The organism is Streptomyces sp. NPDC051218, assembly GCF_044455475.1.
GTDB lineage: Bacteria > Actinomycetota > Actinomycetes > Streptomycetales > Streptomycetaceae > Streptomyces.
The window spans coordinates 257529-272967 of record NZ_JBITEU010000002.1 but is presented as its reverse complement, the minus strand read 5'-3'; the positions used below and the strand labels follow the sequence as shown (position 1 = coordinate 272967).

At 70.8% G+C, this 15439-nt stretch carries 17 protein-coding genes; 10 read left to right on the top strand and 7 right to left on the bottom strand.

Annotated features, from left to right (window positions below; genetic code table 11):
* Positions 1-9: 9 nt before the first annotated feature.
* Both ACIBCK_RS07680 and ACIBCK_RS07675 read right to left on the bottom strand, forming a co-directional pair.
* Positions 10-798 (bottom strand): ABC transporter ATP-binding protein, encoded by a 789-nt coding sequence (locus tag ACIBCK_RS07680; RefSeq protein ID WP_399387717.1) that lies wholly within the window; start codon positions 796-798, stop codon positions 10-12.
* Entirely contained in the window at positions 795-1094 is a 300-nt protein-coding gene (locus tag ACIBCK_RS07675; RefSeq protein ID WP_399387715.1) for an SHOCT domain-containing protein, read from the bottom strand. The genes ACIBCK_RS07680 and ACIBCK_RS07675 overlap by 4 nt, the downstream gene beginning before the upstream one ends.
* A gap of 237 nt (positions 1095-1331) precedes the next feature.
* On the opposite strand from ACIBCK_RS07675, the gene ACIBCK_RS07670 reads away from it, so the two are divergent.
* Genes ACIBCK_RS07670 through ACIBCK_RS07655 form a run of 4 tightly spaced genes read left to right on the top strand, consistent with a single transcriptional unit; the run spans position 1332 to position 3890 of the window.
* Complete coding sequence (locus ACIBCK_RS07670) at positions 1332-1904, top strand: TetR/AcrR family transcriptional regulator (protein ID WP_399387713.1); 573 nt, start codon at positions 1332-1334, stop codon at positions 1902-1904.
* A 15-nt stretch (positions 1905-1919) separates the two neighbouring features.
* Entirely contained in the window at positions 1920-2318 is a 399-nt protein-coding gene (locus ACIBCK_RS07665; protein ID WP_399387711.1) for a cupin domain-containing protein, read from the top strand.
* A 19-nt stretch (positions 2319-2337) separates the two neighbouring features.
* Entirely contained in the window at positions 2338-2928 is a 591-nt protein-coding gene (locus tag ACIBCK_RS07660; RefSeq protein WP_399387709.1) for a DUF4865 family protein, read from the top strand.
* A gap of 47 nt (positions 2929-2975) precedes the next feature.
* Entirely contained in the window at positions 2976-3890 is a 915-nt protein-coding gene (locus tag ACIBCK_RS07655; RefSeq protein ID WP_399388872.1) for a phosphotriesterase, read from the top strand.
* Positions 3891-3978: 88 nt separating this feature from the next.
* On the opposite strand, the gene ACIBCK_RS07650 is transcribed toward ACIBCK_RS07655, so the two are convergent.
* Entirely contained in the window at positions 3979-4806 is an 828-nt protein-coding gene (locus tag ACIBCK_RS07650; RefSeq protein WP_399387707.1) for an alpha/beta fold hydrolase, read from the bottom strand.
* 168 nt (positions 4807-4974) lie between these two features.
* Here ACIBCK_RS07650 and ACIBCK_RS07645 point away from each other — a divergent pair, with 168 nt between their 5' ends.
* On the top strand, positions 4975-5580 hold the full coding sequence (locus ACIBCK_RS07645) for a TetR/AcrR family transcriptional regulator (protein WP_399387706.1): 606 nt from the start codon (positions 4975-4977) through the stop codon (positions 5578-5580).
* 164 nt (positions 5581-5744) lie between these two features.
* Positions 5745-6974: an MFS transporter gene (locus ACIBCK_RS07640; RefSeq protein ID WP_399387704.1), complete on the top strand. Its 1230-nt coding sequence runs from the start codon at positions 5745-5747 to the stop codon at positions 6972-6974.
* Here ACIBCK_RS07640 and ACIBCK_RS07635 read toward each other — a convergent pair.
* Positions 6971-8203: an ROK family protein gene (locus ACIBCK_RS07635; RefSeq protein ID WP_399387702.1), complete on the bottom strand. Its 1233-nt coding sequence runs from the start codon at positions 8201-8203 to the stop codon at positions 6971-6973. The two genes, ACIBCK_RS07640 and ACIBCK_RS07635, sit on opposite strands and share 4 nt — an antisense overlap.
* A 274-nt stretch (positions 8204-8477) precedes the next feature.
* Between ACIBCK_RS07635 and ACIBCK_RS07630 the strand changes: the two genes are divergently transcribed.
* Positions 8478-9668, top strand: coding sequence for an MFS transporter (locus ACIBCK_RS07630; protein ID WP_399387700.1), 1191 nt, complete (start codon positions 8478-8480; stop codon positions 9666-9668).
* A gap of 719 nt (positions 9669-10387) precedes the next feature.
* Positions 10388-11128, top strand: a complete 741-nt coding sequence (locus tag ACIBCK_RS07625; protein WP_399387698.1) for a maleylpyruvate isomerase family mycothiol-dependent enzyme — start codon at positions 10388-10390, stop codon at positions 11126-11128.
* A 14-nt stretch (positions 11129-11142) separates the two neighbouring features.
* Here the strand turns inward: ACIBCK_RS07625 and ACIBCK_RS07620 are convergent, their stop codons facing one another.
* Positions 11143-11589, bottom strand: coding sequence for a MarR family winged helix-turn-helix transcriptional regulator (locus ACIBCK_RS07620; RefSeq protein ID WP_399387696.1), 447 nt, complete (start codon positions 11587-11589; stop codon positions 11143-11145).
* Between the two features lie 89 nt (positions 11590-11678).
* Between ACIBCK_RS07620 and ACIBCK_RS07615 the strand changes: the two genes are divergently transcribed.
* Together ACIBCK_RS07615 and ACIBCK_RS07610 are read left to right on the top strand one after the other, a co-directional pair.
* Positions 11679-13172, top strand: a complete 1494-nt coding sequence (locus ACIBCK_RS07615) for an MFS transporter (protein WP_399387694.1) — start codon at positions 11679-11681, stop codon at positions 13170-13172.
* Between the two features lie 76 nt (positions 13173-13248).
* Positions 13249-13524 carry a DUF6332 family protein gene (locus ACIBCK_RS07610; protein ID WP_399387692.1) on the top strand — a complete coding sequence of 92 codons (276 nt, stop codon included), beginning with the start codon at positions 13249-13251 and terminating at the stop codon, positions 13522-13524.
* On the opposite strand, the gene ACIBCK_RS07605 is transcribed toward ACIBCK_RS07610, so the two are convergent.
* On the bottom strand, positions 13485-14150 hold the full coding sequence (locus tag ACIBCK_RS07605) for a response regulator (RefSeq protein WP_399387690.1): 666 nt from the start codon (positions 14148-14150) through the stop codon (positions 13485-13487). The two genes, ACIBCK_RS07610 and ACIBCK_RS07605, sit on opposite strands and share 40 nt — an antisense overlap.
* On the bottom strand, positions 14147-15424 hold the full coding sequence (locus tag ACIBCK_RS07600) for a sensor histidine kinase (RefSeq protein WP_399387688.1): 1278 nt from the start codon (positions 15422-15424) through the stop codon (positions 14147-14149). The genes ACIBCK_RS07605 and ACIBCK_RS07600 overlap by 4 nt, the downstream gene beginning before the upstream one ends.
* Positions 15425-15439 lie beyond the last annotated feature (15 nt).

The following is a 15439-nucleotide window of genomic DNA, read 5'->3' as shown; positions in this document are numbered from 1 at the left end:
AGGTGGAACTCATGACGGCGGTGCCCCCTTGGCATCGAAGGCCTTGAGCCGGTCGAGGACCTTGTCGGCGGTCGGATCCGCCATCCGGTCCACGAGTCGGCCGTCGGCCAGGAAGACGACCTCGTCGGCGTGGGCGGCGGCCACCGGGTCGTGAGTGACCATGACGACGGTGCGGCCCATCTGTCGTACGGCGCGGCCGAGCAGGCGCAGGACCTCGTCGCCGGAGCGCGAGTCGAGGTTCCCGGTCGGCTCGTCGGCGAAGACGACATCTGGCCGGCCCGCGAACGCCCGCGCCACGGCGACGCGTTGCTGCTGTCCGCCGGAGAGTTCGGCGGGCCGGTGGTGGAGCCGGTCGCGCAGCCCCACCACGTCGATGAGGGCGTCGGTCCATTCAGCTGACGCTGCGTCACCACGTTTGCCCGCGAGGTCCATCGGGAGTGTGATGTTCTCGGCGACGGTCAGCGTCGGCACCAGGTTGAAGGCCTGGAAGACGAAACCGATACGGTCGCGGCGCAGCAGCGTGAGGTGGCGGTCGTCGAGCGCACCGAGTTCGGTGTCGCCGATGTGGGCGCTCCCCGAGGTGAGGGTGTCGAGGCCCGCGGCACAGTGCATCAGGGTGGACTTGCCCGAGCCCGACGGGCCCATGATCGCGGTGAAGCGTCCGACGGGAAAGCCGACGCTCACCCCGTCAAGGGCCCGTACGGCGGTGTCGCCGCTGCCGTAGATCTTGACGGCATCGGTGACGCGGGCGGCATCGACGGTGGCGGTGCCGCTGCGGCGCCCGGTCGCGGTGGTCATGCCGCACCACCCTTGGAGGTGCGTCCGAACTCCTCGTTCAGGACGGAGAGACGCCGCCAGTACTCGTCCTCGTCGATCTCGCCGGAGGCGAAGCGGCGACCGAGCACGGCGATGGGCGAGTTCTCGTCGATGCGTACGTTCCGCTCGGCGCCGTCCCGTTGCCACGGTGCGCGGCGGCCCTTCCAGACGGTGCGGCGCAGGAGGGTGATGCCGCCGATGACGACGGCCGCCCAGATGAGCGGGAAGAACAGGATCCACGGGCCGGGCCCGCCGTCGAAGTGAGCCAGGGTGTTCATGGTGTCCATCTCCTCGGGAGCGTGTCACTTGTGCGGGGTCGCGGGGTCTCGTGCGATATCTCGAGACTCGCGCTCCGAGGGGGTCCGAGTCGTCGTACGGCCAGCGGCTTTGCGCATACCACTGGGGGAGTACGTGGGGGCGGGGCTCTGTACCTCCGGGGGCGGGGCGCTGCGTTTCTGAGGGCTGGACTCTGCACCTCTGGCGTTCTGTACCTACTAGTATGTACAGTGAGTTCCATGAGCACCCCGGAGCGTCTGATCGAGTCCACCCGCGAGTTGCTGTGGGAGCGCGGTTACGTCGGCACGAGCCCCAAGGCGATCCAGCAGCATGCGGGCGCCGGGCAGGGCAGCATGTACCACCACTTCACCGGCAAGCCCGACCTGGCGCTCGCCGCGATCAGGCGTACGGCGGACGAGATGCGCGCCGTGGCCGAGGGTGCGCTCGGCGGCACAGGATCGGCGTACGAACGCATCGAGGCGTATCTGCTGCGCGAGCGCGACGTGCTGCGCGGCTGTCCGGTCGGGCGGCTGACGATGGACCCGGACGTCATCGCGAGCGATGAACTGCGCGCGCCCGTCACCGAGACGCTCGACTGGCTGCGCGACCGCGTCGCCGGGATTCTCGAAGAGGGCAAGGAGCGGGGCGAGTTCGCGGCCACGCTCGACGCGCCGGCGGTCGCGGCGACGGTCGTCGCGACGGTTCAGGGCGGCTATGTGCTGGCCCGCGCCTCGGGGTCGCCCGCGGCCTTCGACACCGGCGTGCGCGGCCTTCTCGCGCTCCTGTTCGCAGCCACCACCCCTTCTCCGTAAAGGATTTGAAGAGCAGTGCACATCACTCGCAACCGCCCCGACAGTCAGGCGGGGCCCGCCGAGAACTTCACCGGCACCGTATGGCTGGATGAGATCGCGGCGCCGCCGTCCCCCTCGCGGCTACGGCTGTTCAACGTCCACTTCGCCCCCGGAGCGCACACCGCATGGCACCGCCATCCGCACGGCCAGGTCCTGCACGTCCTGGAGGGTGAGGGCCTGGTGCAGCGCAAGGGAGGTGAGGCGGAGACGATCCGCGCGGGCGACACCGTCTGGATCGAGCCGGACGAATGGCATTGGCACGGCGCCGCGCCCCGAACCTTTATGACACACCTGGCAGTTGTCGAGGCGTCGGAAGACGGCACGACCACGCACTGGGACGCCCATGTGGGCGCGGACGAGTACCCGGCGGTCTGAGCCCGAGGAGCGAACCACCATGCACGCGATGCAGTACGAGATCACGCTACCCGCCGACTATGACATGGCTGTCATCCGCGACAGGGTCGCCACCAAAGGCCATCTCCTGGACGACTACCCGGGTCTCGGCGCCAAGGCGTACCTGATCCGCGAACGAGGCGTCGACGGCTCCCCCGTCAACCAGTACGCACCGTTCTACCTCTGGAACACCCCCGAGGGCATGAACTCCTTCCTCTGGGGCCCCGGGTTCCAGGGCATCGTGGACGACTTCGGGCGACCGGAGGTGCAGCACTGGACGGGCCTGGCGTTCACGGAGGGGCCCGCCTCGGATGCCGCCTCGACAGCGAAGTCGGCGATGCGACATCGTGTGCGTGTCCCCGCGGGCGTACGCGTCGGGGATCTCGCCGCCGAACTCGGTTCTGAGATAGGGCAGTTGGCGCGCGAGGACGGGTTGATCTACGCGGCCGCGGCCATCGACCCGCGAACCTGGGAGGCCCTGCAATTCTCGGTCTGGGACCACCCGTCGCCCAAGGGCCAGGGGGATGTTTTCCAGGTGCTGCACCTGTCCGCGCCGGAGCGACACGCACTTCCCAGGGGGCAGCAGTGGTGAGCCCGGTTCGGAGGGTGCATGCGGCGCGCTCAGCCCCGACAGACCAGATAGTCCGGACAGTCCGGACAGTTCTCGGGGATGTCGATCCGGCAGACCTCGGCACCTGCGACGCCCATGACCATCTTTTCCTTACGAGCCCTCAACTCCCAGGCCAAGAGCTGGACTCGCCCGCCGCGGCGGCCCAGGAGCTCGCGGCCTTCCGAGAAGTGGGCGGCGAGAGCGTGATCCAGTGGACGCCGCACGGGATGGGGCGCCGCGCCGGTGACCTGCCCGAGTTGTCCCGGGCCGCGGGCGTAGGAATCGTCGCGGCAACGGGGCTTCACCAAGCGGGCAACTACACACCGGAGTTGCTCGACCGGCTGCGCACCGACGGACTCGCGGACCTCTTCGTCCGGGAGATCACCATGGGCATCGCAGACACCGGCGTGCGGGCCGGGCTGATCAAGGTCGCGGGCGGGTTCCACGGTCTGGACGCGCACGCCCGCTGGACGATGGAAGCGGCGGCCGAGGCCCACCACGCGACGGGGGCGCCCATCACCGTGCACCTGGAACTCGGCACAGGCGCACTGGACGTGATCGACTTGCTGTGCGGCGAGTTGAACGTCCCGCCGGAGCGCCTGGTCCTCGGGCACCTCAACCGCTCCCCCGACCTCGCGATCCATCACCAGGTGGCCGAAGCCGGCGCGTACCTCGCCTTCGACGGGCCCTCCCGCGCCAACCACGCCACGGACTGGCGCATGCCGGATGCCGTACAGGCTCTGACCGAGGCAGGATTCGCGGACCAACTGCTCCTGGGCGGCGACACGACGACGGCCAAGGCCCGCGCGGTGAACGGCGGTCCCGGCCTGCCCCATCTGCTGCGCAGGGTGCGCCCACGGCTCGAACTCGCCGTGGGGAAGCACGTGGTGGGGCGGATGCTGCGGGAGAACCCGGCGCGGGCGTTCGCGGTGGCGTGGGCGTAGGGGCGTAGGGGCGTAGGGGCGTACGCAGCGGAGTGGCCGTAACGGCGTCCGCGGTGGCGTGGGCGCAAGGGCGTCCGCGGTGGCGTGCTCAGAGGCCCGGGGTGGGGAAGTCCGCCGCCAAGCGGGAAAGCAGCCGGGCGGGTGCGTCCTCCTGGATGGTGTGGCCCGCACCCTCCACCCAGGTCAGGGCGGCGTCCGGGATCCGCGACCGCAGGTATTCGGCGAACTCCGCAGGCAGCAGACGGTCTTCGCGGCCCCAGATGATGCGGGTCGGCACGGCCACCCCACCGAGGAGGGGCTCGAGCTCGTCCGTCTGGGACTGTGCGAACTGGCGGTACTGGCGGTAGAAGGCCGCCTGGCCTTGCGGGCCGCGCCACGGGTCGAGGTACGTGCTCAGCACGCCCGGCCTGTACCCGCTGTGCGTGGCGTGACGGAGGTGGCTCGCTACCAGCGCTTCGTGGGCGTAGTCGGGGAGTTGCTCGAAGACGTGCGCGTTCTCACGGATGAGCTTGAAGTAACCCGTCCCCCACTGACCGCCGCCGACCGCGTCCACCAGCGTGAGGTCCCCGTACTCCGAACCCTCGAGAAGCAGCGCCCGCAACGCCACCGCACCGCCCACATCGTGCGCGACGATGCTGGGGCGGGACAGCCCCCAGTGCGCGAGCAGGCGGGCGAAGATCCTTCCCTGCGCCGCCAGACCGACGTCCTGCCCCTCCCGCTGCTCCGACTGCCCGAAGCCGAGCAGGTCCCAGACATAGACCCTGCGCGTACGGGCCAGGGCGGGGGCGATCTCGCGCCAGATGTAGGACGAGAACGGCGAACCGTGCAGGAGGACCACCGGGGCGCCCTTCCCGAACGATGCCCACTTCACGTAACCGTCCGGCGTCTCGAATGTCTCCGCCAAGTGCCATGCCACTGGTGACCTCCCGCTGGTTGGGAATCCGCTCGTCTTCTCGCCCTGTCGCCCCGCCGATCGAAGTTACCAGTAGAGCCGCTTAAGGGGTAACCCCTACCGAGTAACCCCCGCCCGGCGCACGGGTATCGGTATTGCACTGGGCGTTCCAAAACCTGTACGGTCTCCGACATGGCCCGACCGAGAACCTTCGACGAGGAACGGGCCCTGGACGCGGCGATGCACGCCTTCTGGGCGAACGGCTACGAGGCCACCTCGACCCAGGATCTGTGTGAAGCCACCGGCCTGGGCCGCAGCAGCATCTACAACACCTTCAGCAGCAAACACGAACTGTTCCAGCGGGCCCTGGCCCGCTACATGGACTCCATGACGGCCATCCAGGTCGAGATCCTGGAGAACGCGGAGCGCCCCCCGATGGAGCGCCTGCGCGCCCTGTTCACGCGCATCATCGACTCCGAGTTCGAATGCCGCGAGGACGGGGAGGACGGGCACAGCCTCGGTTGCCTGACCGTCAATACGACGGTGGAGCTGGCCGGGCGCGACCCCGAGACCGCCGAGATGCTCGCACGCGACCTCGCCGTGCGGCTGGCCGCCATCGGCGGTGTCATCCGTACAGGACAGAGCGGCGGCGACATCACCTCCACGCGGGACCCGGACGACCTGGCCCGCTTCCTGAACGCCATCATCGGAGGCATGCGGATCGCCGCGCAGGGCGGCGCCGATCGCGCGGCCCTGACGGCCATCGCCGATACCGCCTTGGATGCGCTGACGCAGTGACGCACTGACGCACTGACGCACTGACTCACCGGCCTGTGCGGCACCACCCGACCTCGCTCGACCACGCCCGACCCTCGCTCCCGCATGCCCGAGTTTTGCACTGATCAGTACATAACCCACCCATACACAACCCACGCCTACCCAACCCACCAACTGGAGCCCCCATGCCCCGCGCCGTCTATCTGCTGGCCCTCGGCATCTTCGCCATGGTGACCAGTGAGTTCGTGGTCGCCGGTTTGATGCCGCAGATGGCCGACGGACTCGACGCCACGATTCCGGAGATCGGTTATCTGATCACCGCGTTCGCCGCAGCGATGGCCTTCGGCGGGCCCTTTCTCACGATCGCGCTGTTGAAGATGCGTCAGAAGTCCGCCCTGCTGGTCCTGTTCGGGGTCTTCCTCGCGGGCAACGTCCTCGCCGCCCTGGCCCCGGATTACCGCACCATGCTGGTGGCCCGCGTCATCACTGGCATCGCGTCGCAGGCCTTCTTCGGCGTATCCATCTCCATGTGCGCACAGCTCACCAGCCCCGAAGTCCGGGGCAGGGCCATCGCGGTGGCCCTCAACGGGCTGATGCTGGGCACGCTCCTGGGCCTTCCGCTCTCCACCGTCATCGGTGAACACCTGGGCTGGCGCGCCGCGTTCTGGGCCATCACCGGCCTGACCGTGGCCGCCGCGCTCGCCACCCTCGCCGGGGTGCCCCGCACGGAACGCGCCGACGACGGCGGGGGCGACCTGCGCCAGGAACTGGGCGCCTTCCGAAACCCAAGGCTCTGGCTCACTCTCACCACGAGCACCTTCATCATCGGCGCCACGTTCTCCGCCTTCAGCTACCTCAACCCGATCCTCACCGAGGTCACCGGATTCTCCACGGGCACCGTCCCGCTGCTGCTCATCGCGTACGGAGCGGCCACCGTCATCGGCAACACCATCGTCGGCCGGTTCGCCGACCAGCACGCCGTGCCCGTCCTGCTCACGGGGCTGCTGCTCAACCTGGCGTTTCTCGCCGGGTTCGCCCTGTTCGCCCAACTGAGCGTGGCCGCAGTGGTGTTGATGATGGGCATCGGCCTCGTCGGGGTCACCATGAACCCGGCCCTGGTCACCCGCGTCCAGCGCACGGGCAACGCGCGGCCCCTGGTGAACACGGTCCACTCCTCGTTCATCACCCTCGGCATCATCATCGCGACGTCCGTGGGCGGCCCCGCCATCGATACGTTCGGTCTGCGGGCGCCGCTCTGGATCGGCGCCGCACTCGCCGCACTCGGCCTGGTCACGCTGCTGCCCGACCTGAAGCGGCTGCGCGATATCCGAACCAAGCCCGCCGCGACGGGAGTTGATTCCCAGGTCCCCTCCGCGAAGGAGACGCCCTCCTCTAAGGAGGCCGCCCGCGTCTAACCCAGCGCCCCGAGGGGGTCGTCGAGGACTGGCTGCCAGGCCAACTCGGCGGCTCCCACAAGGCTGTTGTGGTCCAGGGTGCAGGCCAGGATCGGTACGCCGCCGCTGCGTCCCCACAGGCTCCGGTCCGCGACGACGGCGCGCAGCCGCTCGGGGTCGGCCTCAAGGAGCGCGCGGTGCAGGCCACCCAGGATGATGCGGTCCGGGTTGAGGATGTTCACCAGGCCGGCGAGCCCGAGGCCGAGGCGGTCGATGAGTTCCTCGGCCGCCGCGCGGACCGCCGGGTCGGCGCCCCCGTCCCGGAGCAGTTCGCGGGCCTGCAGCAACAGTCCCTCGGGGCCCGGCTCGCGGCCCGCCGCGGTGAGGAAGGCCAGCGGGTCCGTCTCGACGTCCAGGCAGCCTCGGCTTCCGCAGTGGCAGGGGCGGCCCTCGGGGTTGACGGTGAGGTGGCCGACCTCCAGCGCGAGGCCCGAACTGCCCGTGTGCAGGCGCCCGTCGAGGACGAGCGCGCCGCCGACCCCCCGGTGCCCGGTCGCCACGCACAGCAGATCGCGGGCGCCGCGCCCGGCGCCGTGCCGGTGCTCGGCGAGCGCGGCGAGGTTGACGTCATTGGCGGCGAACGCGGGTCCCGCGATGCCCGCGTCCCGTACACAGTCGGCGAAGATCTGGCGGACCTGCGAGCCCGCGGGCCACGCCAGGTGCAGCGGGTTGAGCGCGGTGCCCTCCGGTTCCGCGACGGCCGATGGCACCGCGAGGCCCGCCCCGACGCACCGTCTGCCGGTCTCCCGCAGCAGTTGCGCTCCCGCGTCGATGACCGAGCCGAGCACCTGCGCCGGGTCGGCGTCGATCGTCTCGCAGCCGGGCGCGGTGGCGACGATCCGGCCGCCGAGCCCGACGAGCGCGGCGCGGAAACCATCGGAGTGCACCTGCGCGGCAAGCGCCACCGGGCCGTCGTCCGCGATGGAGAGGCCGTGCGAGGGGCGCCCCTGGGAGCCCGCGGGCGCGCTCGGCCTCGCGTCGATCCTGATCAGGCCGAGCGCTTCCAGCTCGGCGGCGACGGCGCCCGCCGTGGCCCGGGTGACGCCGAGTTCGGCGGTGAGCACGGCACGGGTCGGGGCGCGCCCGGTGTGGACGAGCTCAAGAGCGGGACCGAGCGCGCCGCGCCCTCGCTCCAGGCGCGTACGCGTGGACAGATCCCCCTCGGTGCGGGGGGCAGCCTTGCCGTTCATGAGGGCGAGTCTCCCATGATCCGTACGCCGCCTCGCCGTTCAGTCGTCATCTGCGCGTGAACCACCGGCCCACTGCCCTTCGCCCACCACAGCCACCTCACGAAAACCTCCCACTCACGCATGCCCACCCGCCCGCGCAGAAGCGCTCCGCTCCGCTCACCCATGCCTGCCGCCTCCGATGAGCACCCTCCGAGCACGTCGGCCGCCCATCGGTGACCGCCGCCTCACGAGAACTGTCTTGTACGCCATGGGGGCGCACCTCTACTCTGACTTTGTGCCGCTACTAAACAAAACCACGTCCGCAGCGTCGCGGGCCACTCCCCCGGGCCTGGCCCGGCTCCGTGTCGCACTCACCGTCTTCTTCGCGCTCGACGGCTTCATCTTCGCCGGATGGGTCGTCCGCATCCCCGCCATCAAGGAACAGACCGGCGCATCGGCGAGCGACCTCGGGCTCGCTCTGCTCGGGGTCTCCGCGGGCGCCGTCATCACCATGACCCTGACCGGACGGCTCTGCCGCCGCTTCGGCAGCCATCCGGTGACCGTGGCCTGCGGGGTCCTGATGCCGCTGAGCATCGCGCTGCCGCCGCTGACGCACTCGGCACTGTCGCTGGGGCTCGTGCTTCTGATATTCGGCGCCGCTTACGGCGGCATCAACGTGGCGATGAACAGCGCCGCCGTCGACCTCGTGGCCGCCCTGCGGCGCCCGATCATGCCCAGCTTCCACGCCGCGTTCAGCCTGGGCGGCATGGTCGGTGCCGGGCTCGGCGGACTCATCGCGGGTTCCCTCTCCCCCACCCGCCACCTGCTCGGCCTCACCGTGATCGGCCTGATCGTCACCGCCGTAGCGGGACGCACCCTGCTGCGCCTCGAACCTCCGGCAGCGCCGAGCGAGGCCCGCGGCGAGGACAGCACCCCGCGCCGCCTGGACAGCCGTACCCGCGGACTCGTGATCATCTTCGGCCTCATCGCGCTCTGCACGGCCTTCGGCGAAGGAGCGCTCGCCGACTGGGGCGCCCTCCACCTCGAACAGGACCTGGCCGCCCACCCCGGCATCGCCGCCGCCGGCTACTCCTGCTTCGCCCTCGCCATGACCATCGGCCGGCTCAGCGGAACCACCCTCCTCGAACGCCTCGGCCAGACCCCCATCCTGGTCGCGGGCGGCACCACGGCCGCCGCGGGCATGCTCCTGGGCGCGCTTGCCCCCACCGTCTGGCTGGCCCTCATCGGCTTCGCCATCACCGGCCTCGGCCTCGCCAACATCTTCCCCGTGGCCGTCGAACGCGCAGGCGCCCACGCGGGCCCCAACGGCGTCGCCACCGCCTCCACCCTCGGCTACGGCGGCATGCTCCTCGGCCCACCCGCCATCGGCTTCATGGCCGACTGGTTCACCCTGCCGATAGCCCTGACCAGCGTCGCCGTACTCGCAGCACTCGCCGCCCTCATCGGCTACACGACCCGCCACTGACGGACCCGTGGAGCATTTGCGCGCCGGGCTGCAGTCGGCGTAGGTGGCGCCATGTGCGTCCCACGTCGTCATCACCAGACACCGTGATCACTCGGTCCGGTGGTCCGTTCGCACCCGTCCGTCTTCCACCGGTGGCCTGGGAGAGGGTGGGTCCCGTGCGCCGCCGGATCGTCATCCTCGTAGCCTTCGCCCTGCTGAGTACCGCGGGGTGTACCTCCCTGACACCGCATGTCGATCCGGATCGCCCGCCGCCTCGCCGACCGCTCACAGCTGCGGGCGGTGAGGCCCCCGCCCCCGTCCCGTCCCGCTCCCCGGCCGTGCAGCCCCCGGCCCGGGACGCGCTGGTGAAGAGCGAGGTCGGCGACCCCGCCGGCAGGAAGAAGGACACGCCATCCCGGGCGAATTCGCCCCGCCCCGCGAAGCCCGCCCGCGTCGACCACAGTCGTCCGGCGCCTGCGGCTTCGCAGCCTCCCGTCCACCGGGCCCCGTCACCGCCCCGGCCCGCAGTGCGGCGTCCGGAGCGGCCTCCCGCCCCGGAGACGCCGCGTCCCGCGCGGCCGCGGCAGACCTACGACGGCGAAGTGGTGTGCAGGATGGCGGACGGTGTGGCCGACCCCGTCACCGTGGCGTTGTGCCGGGATCAGCTCGGGCGATGAGGCCGGTGTCCGCAAGGTGGTCGGCCGGCGCTCGATCGCACCCCGTCCGGCACAATCCCGCACATGAAGATCTCCGAGCACCTTGAAGTTCTCGATGCCGAAGGCAAGTTGCTGGCCCGCGTCGCCGAAGCGGCCGGGCCTCAGGCCAAGGTGGCCACCTGTCCGGACTGGGCGGTGCGGGACCTGCTGAAGCACACGGGGGCGGTGCACCGCTGGGCCGCGTCGTATGTCACCGAGGGCCACGATGACCGGCTGCCCCTGGGTGATGCGCCCGATCTGGACGGTGCCGAGCTGGTCGACTGGTACCGGCAGGCGCACGGCGGTCTGGTCGCCACGCTGCGTGCCGCCGCGCCCGACGTGCGGTGCTGGGCGTTCTTGCCCGCACCCTCCCCGCTCGAGTTCTGGGCACGGCGGCAGGCGCACGAGACGACGATCCACCGCGTGGACGCCGAGTCCGCACGCGGGGGCGCACCGTCGCCGATCGGTACGGAGTTCGCCGCGGACGGGATCGACGAGCTGCTCCGCGGCTTTCACGCGCGCTCGCGCAGCAGGGTCCGTACGCAGGAACCGCGGGTCTTGCGCGTCCGGGCCACCGACGCGGGCGCGGACGCCGTGTGGACCGTGCACCTGTCGCAGGAACCGCCCGTCACAGTGCGGGGCGAGGGCGACGGTGGTCCGGCCGAGTGCGAGCTGTCGGGGCCCGCGGAGCACCTCTACCTCGCGCTGTGGAACCGCGGGCCGATCCCGCACGTCACCGGCGACACCACGCTGAGCGCCTTGTGGACCGAGACCTCGGGCGTGTGAGCGAAAGCCCCGGGCTACTTGGAGCTGGGTTCCGCCAGCATCCGCTCCAGGACCGCGCGCTGCAGCGGCCGCACCTTCGCGTGCAGTGCGCGCCCCTTGTCGGTGAGTACGACCCGTACCCCGCGCCGGTCCTCGCTGCACATCGCGCGCTCCACCAGGCCGTCCTTCTCCAGGCGGCCGATGAGACGGGAGAGGGCGCTCTGGCTCAGATGCACCCGGCCCGCGATGTCCTGCACGCGGTAGGCGCAGTCGCCGTCCGCCGCGGCGCCCTCGGACAGCACGTCGAGCACCTCGAAGTCGCTCGCCCCGAGGCCGAAGTCACGCAGCGCGCAGTCGAGTTCGCACAGGGTGCGCGCATGCACCGCGAGGATGCCGCGCCATCGGTCCACGAGCTCTCGCTCTGCCGTTCCGAGCTCTTGCTCGGCCTTGTCGAGCTCTTGCTCGGCCTTCTTCGCCGCCATGACATCGCACGGTAGCAGAGAATGCGTCCTTTATTGCACCGTCATTAAATGCACTTGCACTCAATGCACGTGCATGTACTGTGCTCCGCATGACTTCTCCGCTCACAGCTGCCTCCGCGTCCCCGGAGCGCTGGTCCCCACGTCTGTGGGGCACTCTTCTCGTGCTCTGCGCCGCGATGTTCCTCGACGCGCTCGACGTATCGATGGTCGGCGTCGCCCTGCCCTCCATCGGCTCCGAACTGAACCTCTCCACCTCGACCCTCCAGTGGGTCGTCAGCGGCTACATCCTCGGTTACGGCGGCCTCCTGCTGCTCGGCGGAAGGGCGGCCGACCTGCTGGGGCGGCGCCGCGTCTTCCTCATCGCCCTCGCCGTCTTCGCGCTCGCCTCACTGCTCGGCGGGTTCGTCGACTCGGGCCCGCTGCTGATCGCGAGCCGCTTCATCAAGGGCCTGAGCGCGGCGTTCACCGCGCCCGCGGGGCTTTCCATCATCACCACGACGTTCGCCGAGGGCCCGCTCCGCAACCGCGCGCTCACCATCTACACCACCTGCGCGGCCACCGGCTTCTCCATGGGCCTTGTCCTCTCCGGTCTGCTCACCGAGGCCAGCTGGCGCCTGACGATGCTGCTGCCCGCGCCCATCGCCGTGATCGCGCTGATCGCCGGACTCAAGCTGATCCCGCGCAGCGCCCGCGAGAAGAACGTCGGCGGCTACGACGTGCCGGGCGCCGTCACCGGCACGGCGGCGATGCTGCTGCTCGTCTTCACCGTCGTCGAGGCACCGGAGGCCGGCTGGGCTTCGGCCCGCACCCTCCTGTCGTTCCTGGCCGCGGCCGTGCTGCTCACCGTCTTCATACGCATCGAACTGCGCAGCCCGAGCCCGTTGATCCGTCTCGGCGTCCTGCGTTCGGGACCTCAACTCCGGGCGCAGATCGGCGCGATGACGTTCTTCGGCGGTTACGTCTCCTTCCAGTTCCTGGCCACGCAGTACTTCCAAACGCTGCTCGGCTGGTCCGCCCTGGAGACCGCGCTCGCCTTCCTGCCCGCGGGCGCCCTGGTCGCCCTGTCGTCGACGAAGGTCGGCTCGGTGATCGACCGGTTCGGCACACCGCGGGTGATCGTGGCGGGCTTCGTCCTGCTCGTCGCCTCGTACGTGCTGTTCCTGCGCGTCAGCCTCACCCCGTCGTACGCGTCCATGGTGTTGCCGTCCATGATCCTGCTCGGCTTCGCGTGCGCCCTGGTCTTCCCCTCGCTCAACATCCAGGCCACCAACGGCGTGGACGACGACGAGCAGGGCATGGTGTCGGGCCTTCTGAACACCTCGATCCAGGTGGGCGGCGCGATCTTCCTCGCCGTCGTCACGGCCGTGATCACCGCTTCCTCGCACGGCGCCGACGCCTCTCCGCAGGCCGTGCTCGACAGCTACCGGCCCGGCCTGGTCGTGGTCACGGCGATCGCGGTCGCGGGACTGCTGATCACCCTCACCGGGGTGCGGACCCGGACCAGGCGTACGCGGCAGACGGTCGTCGTCACGAAGTCGGCCCCCGCGGCTGTGGAGAAGGAGCCGGTGGCCGTCAACGACTGACCGCTCATGCGGTCAACGAAACGCTCCCGGCGCGCAGTTGCTTGCCCGCCGGGAGCTCGCACCGCACACTCGGAGGATGGGGCGAAGAACGCAGGCCGAGCGCGACGCCGACACCGTCGAGATCGGCTTCGCGCTCTTCGCCGCGACCTCCTTCGCGGGCTTCACGAGCCTGGCCGTGGCCTCACCGGCGTTCTTCTTCGGCGTGACATCACCCAGCGAGGGCGCCCTGGTCCGGGCCGGTCTCATCGCGGGGGCCGTCGTCTTCGTCGCGGTCCTGGTGACGATCCTCGTACGCCACCGGCGCGAGACGCGTCAGCCGAGCCAGCCGGGTCGGACCAGACCCGACTCGTAGGCCAGGACGACCAGTTGGGCACGGTCACGGGCGCCGAGTTTCACCATGGTCCTGCTGACGTGTGTCTTCGCGGTGAGCGGGCTGACGACCAGACGGCGGGCGATCTCCTCGTTCGACAGGCCGATGCCGACCAGCGCCATCACCTCCCGCTCCCGCTCGGTGAGTTCACCGAGCGGCTCGGCGCCCGCGGGTTCCTTGGAGCGGGCCGCGAACTCGGCGATGAGGCGGCGCGTCACACCGGGCGAGAGCAACGCATCGCCGTCGACCACCGCGCGGACGGCACGCAGCAGTTCCTCGGGCTCGGTGTCCTTGACGAGGAAGCCCGATGCTCCGGAGCGGATCGCCTCGAAGACGTACTCGTCCAGCTCGAAGGTGGTCAGCATGACCACCTTGACCTCGTGCAGGTCCGGCTCGTCGGTGATCATCCGGGTCGCGGCGAGCCCGTCGAGCAGCGGCATACGGATGTCCATCAGGACGACATCGGGGCGCAGTTCACGCACCATGCGCACGGCTTCCTCACCGTCCGCGGCCTCCCCGGCCACCTCGATGTCACGCTGGGCGTCGAGCAGCGCCTTGAAACCGGCCCTGACCAGTGACTGGTCGTCGGCGAGCAGTACGCGGATCACTGGTCCTCCTGAAGTGCCGTGCGGGTGGGCAGTACGGCGGTGACGCGGAAGCCCCCGTCCGGGCGCGCGCCCGCCTCGATCGTGCCATTCAGGGCGGCGGCGCGCTCCCGCATCCCCGCGAGTCCGTTGCCGCTGCCGCCCGCGTCCGCGCCGGTGGCGGGGCCGTCGTCGTCCACCCTGAGGGTGAGCGCCGCCGCCTCGTACCGCACGAGCACGCGCGCGTGCCGCGATCCCGAGTGGCGTACGACGTTCGTGAGGGCCTCCTGGATGATGCGGAAGGCGGCGAGGTCGACGCCGGGTGCCGGCTTCCTCGCGGTGCCTTCCGTGTCGACGTCGACCGTGAGCCCCGTAGCGGCGGCCTGTTCGACGAGCTCGGGCAGCCGGTCGAGCCCGGGAGCAGGGGCGCGCGGCGCGTCACCGGGGGCGCGAAGGGTGTCCAGGACCTGCCGGACCTCCCCCAGCGCCTCCTTGCTCGCGGCCTTGATGGTGGTCAGGGCGGTGCGCGCCTGCTCGGGGTCGGAGTCGAGCAACGCGAGGCCGACGCCCGCCTGGACGTTGATCACGGAGATGCTGTGCGCGAGGACGTCGTGCAGCTCGCGGGCCATGCGCAGCCGCTCCTCGTCGGCCCGCCGCTCGGCGGCCTGCGCGCGCTCCGCACGCTCCCTCATCCACTGCTCACGCCGTACGCGGGCCAGCTCGGACACGGCGATGATGGCGACGACCCAGACGGCGACGACGGTTTCCTGGCCCCAGGTCCGCTGTCCGACGCCGTCCGGCGGCAGCCATCGATAGAGCCAGTGCGCGACCAGCAGATGCCCTGCCCACAGCATCGCGACGGCCCCCCACGCGGCGCGCCGGTGCCCCGCGACCACCGCGGCGAAGCAGCCGACGGCGACGGTGATCAGGACCGGGCCGTACGCGTACCCGGCCCCGAGGTAGACGAGCGCGGTCCCGGCCGTGAAGTACGCGACCGGGATCGGGTAGCGGTGGCGGAGCAGGAGCGAGGCCGTGCCCGCCAGCAGGAGCAGCCGGGCGTAAGTGTCGAGCGCTTCCCGGTCGTCGAGCTGGCCCTCCGTGGCGTACTTGGAGCCGACTTGCACGAACACGGTGATCGCCAGTGTCGTCAGCCACGGAAGCCTGCCGGCGCCCCCGGTCTCGCCTGTCTCGCCTGTCTCGCCGCGCCGGTTCCACCAGGGCGGCCCCTGCCGCCACATCGCCGGTCCGCCCCAGGGCAGGGGCGGACGGCGGCGCCCGTGTTCGCGCTGCTCATCCATGTCGGCCACGCTAGA

Coding starts and splice junctions, on each gene's coding strand:
- ACIBCK_RS07680 (WP_399387717.1), bottom strand. CDS start 798: ATGACCACCGCGACCGGGCGCCGCAGCGGCACCGCCACCGTCGATGCC.
- ACIBCK_RS07675 (WP_399387715.1), bottom strand. CDS start 1,094: ATGAACACCCTGGCTCACTTCGACGGCGGGCCCGGCCCGTGGATCCTG.
- ACIBCK_RS07670 (WP_399387713.1), top strand. CDS start 1,332: ATGAGCACCCCGGAGCGTCTGATCGAGTCCACCCGCGAGTTGCTGTGG.
- ACIBCK_RS07660 (WP_399387709.1), top strand. CDS start 2,338: ATGCACGCGATGCAGTACGAGATCACGCTACCCGCCGACTATGACATG.
- ACIBCK_RS07645 (WP_399387706.1), top strand. CDS start 4,975: ATGGCCCGACCGAGAACCTTCGACGAGGAACGGGCCCTGGACGCGGCG.
- ACIBCK_RS07640 (WP_399387704.1), top strand. CDS start 5,745: ATGCCCCGCGCCGTCTATCTGCTGGCCCTCGGCATCTTCGCCATGGTG.
- ACIBCK_RS07635 (WP_399387702.1), bottom strand. CDS start 8,203: ATGAACGGCAAGGCTGCCCCCCGCACCGAGGGGGATCTGTCCACGCGT.
- ACIBCK_RS07625 (WP_399387698.1), top strand. CDS start 10,388: ATGAAGATCTCCGAGCACCTTGAAGTTCTCGATGCCGAAGGCAAGTTG.
- ACIBCK_RS07620 (WP_399387696.1), bottom strand. CDS start 11,589: ATGGCGGCGAAGAAGGCCGAGCAAGAGCTCGACAAGGCCGAGCAAGAG.
- ACIBCK_RS07615 (WP_399387694.1), top strand. CDS start 11,679: ATGACTTCTCCGCTCACAGCTGCCTCCGCGTCCCCGGAGCGCTGGTCC.
- ACIBCK_RS07610 (WP_399387692.1), top strand. CDS start 13,249: ATGGGGCGAAGAACGCAGGCCGAGCGCGACGCCGACACCGTCGAGATC.
- ACIBCK_RS07600 (WP_399387688.1), bottom strand. CDS start 15,424: ATGGATGAGCAGCGCGAACACGGGCGCCGCCGTCCGCCCCTGCCCTGG.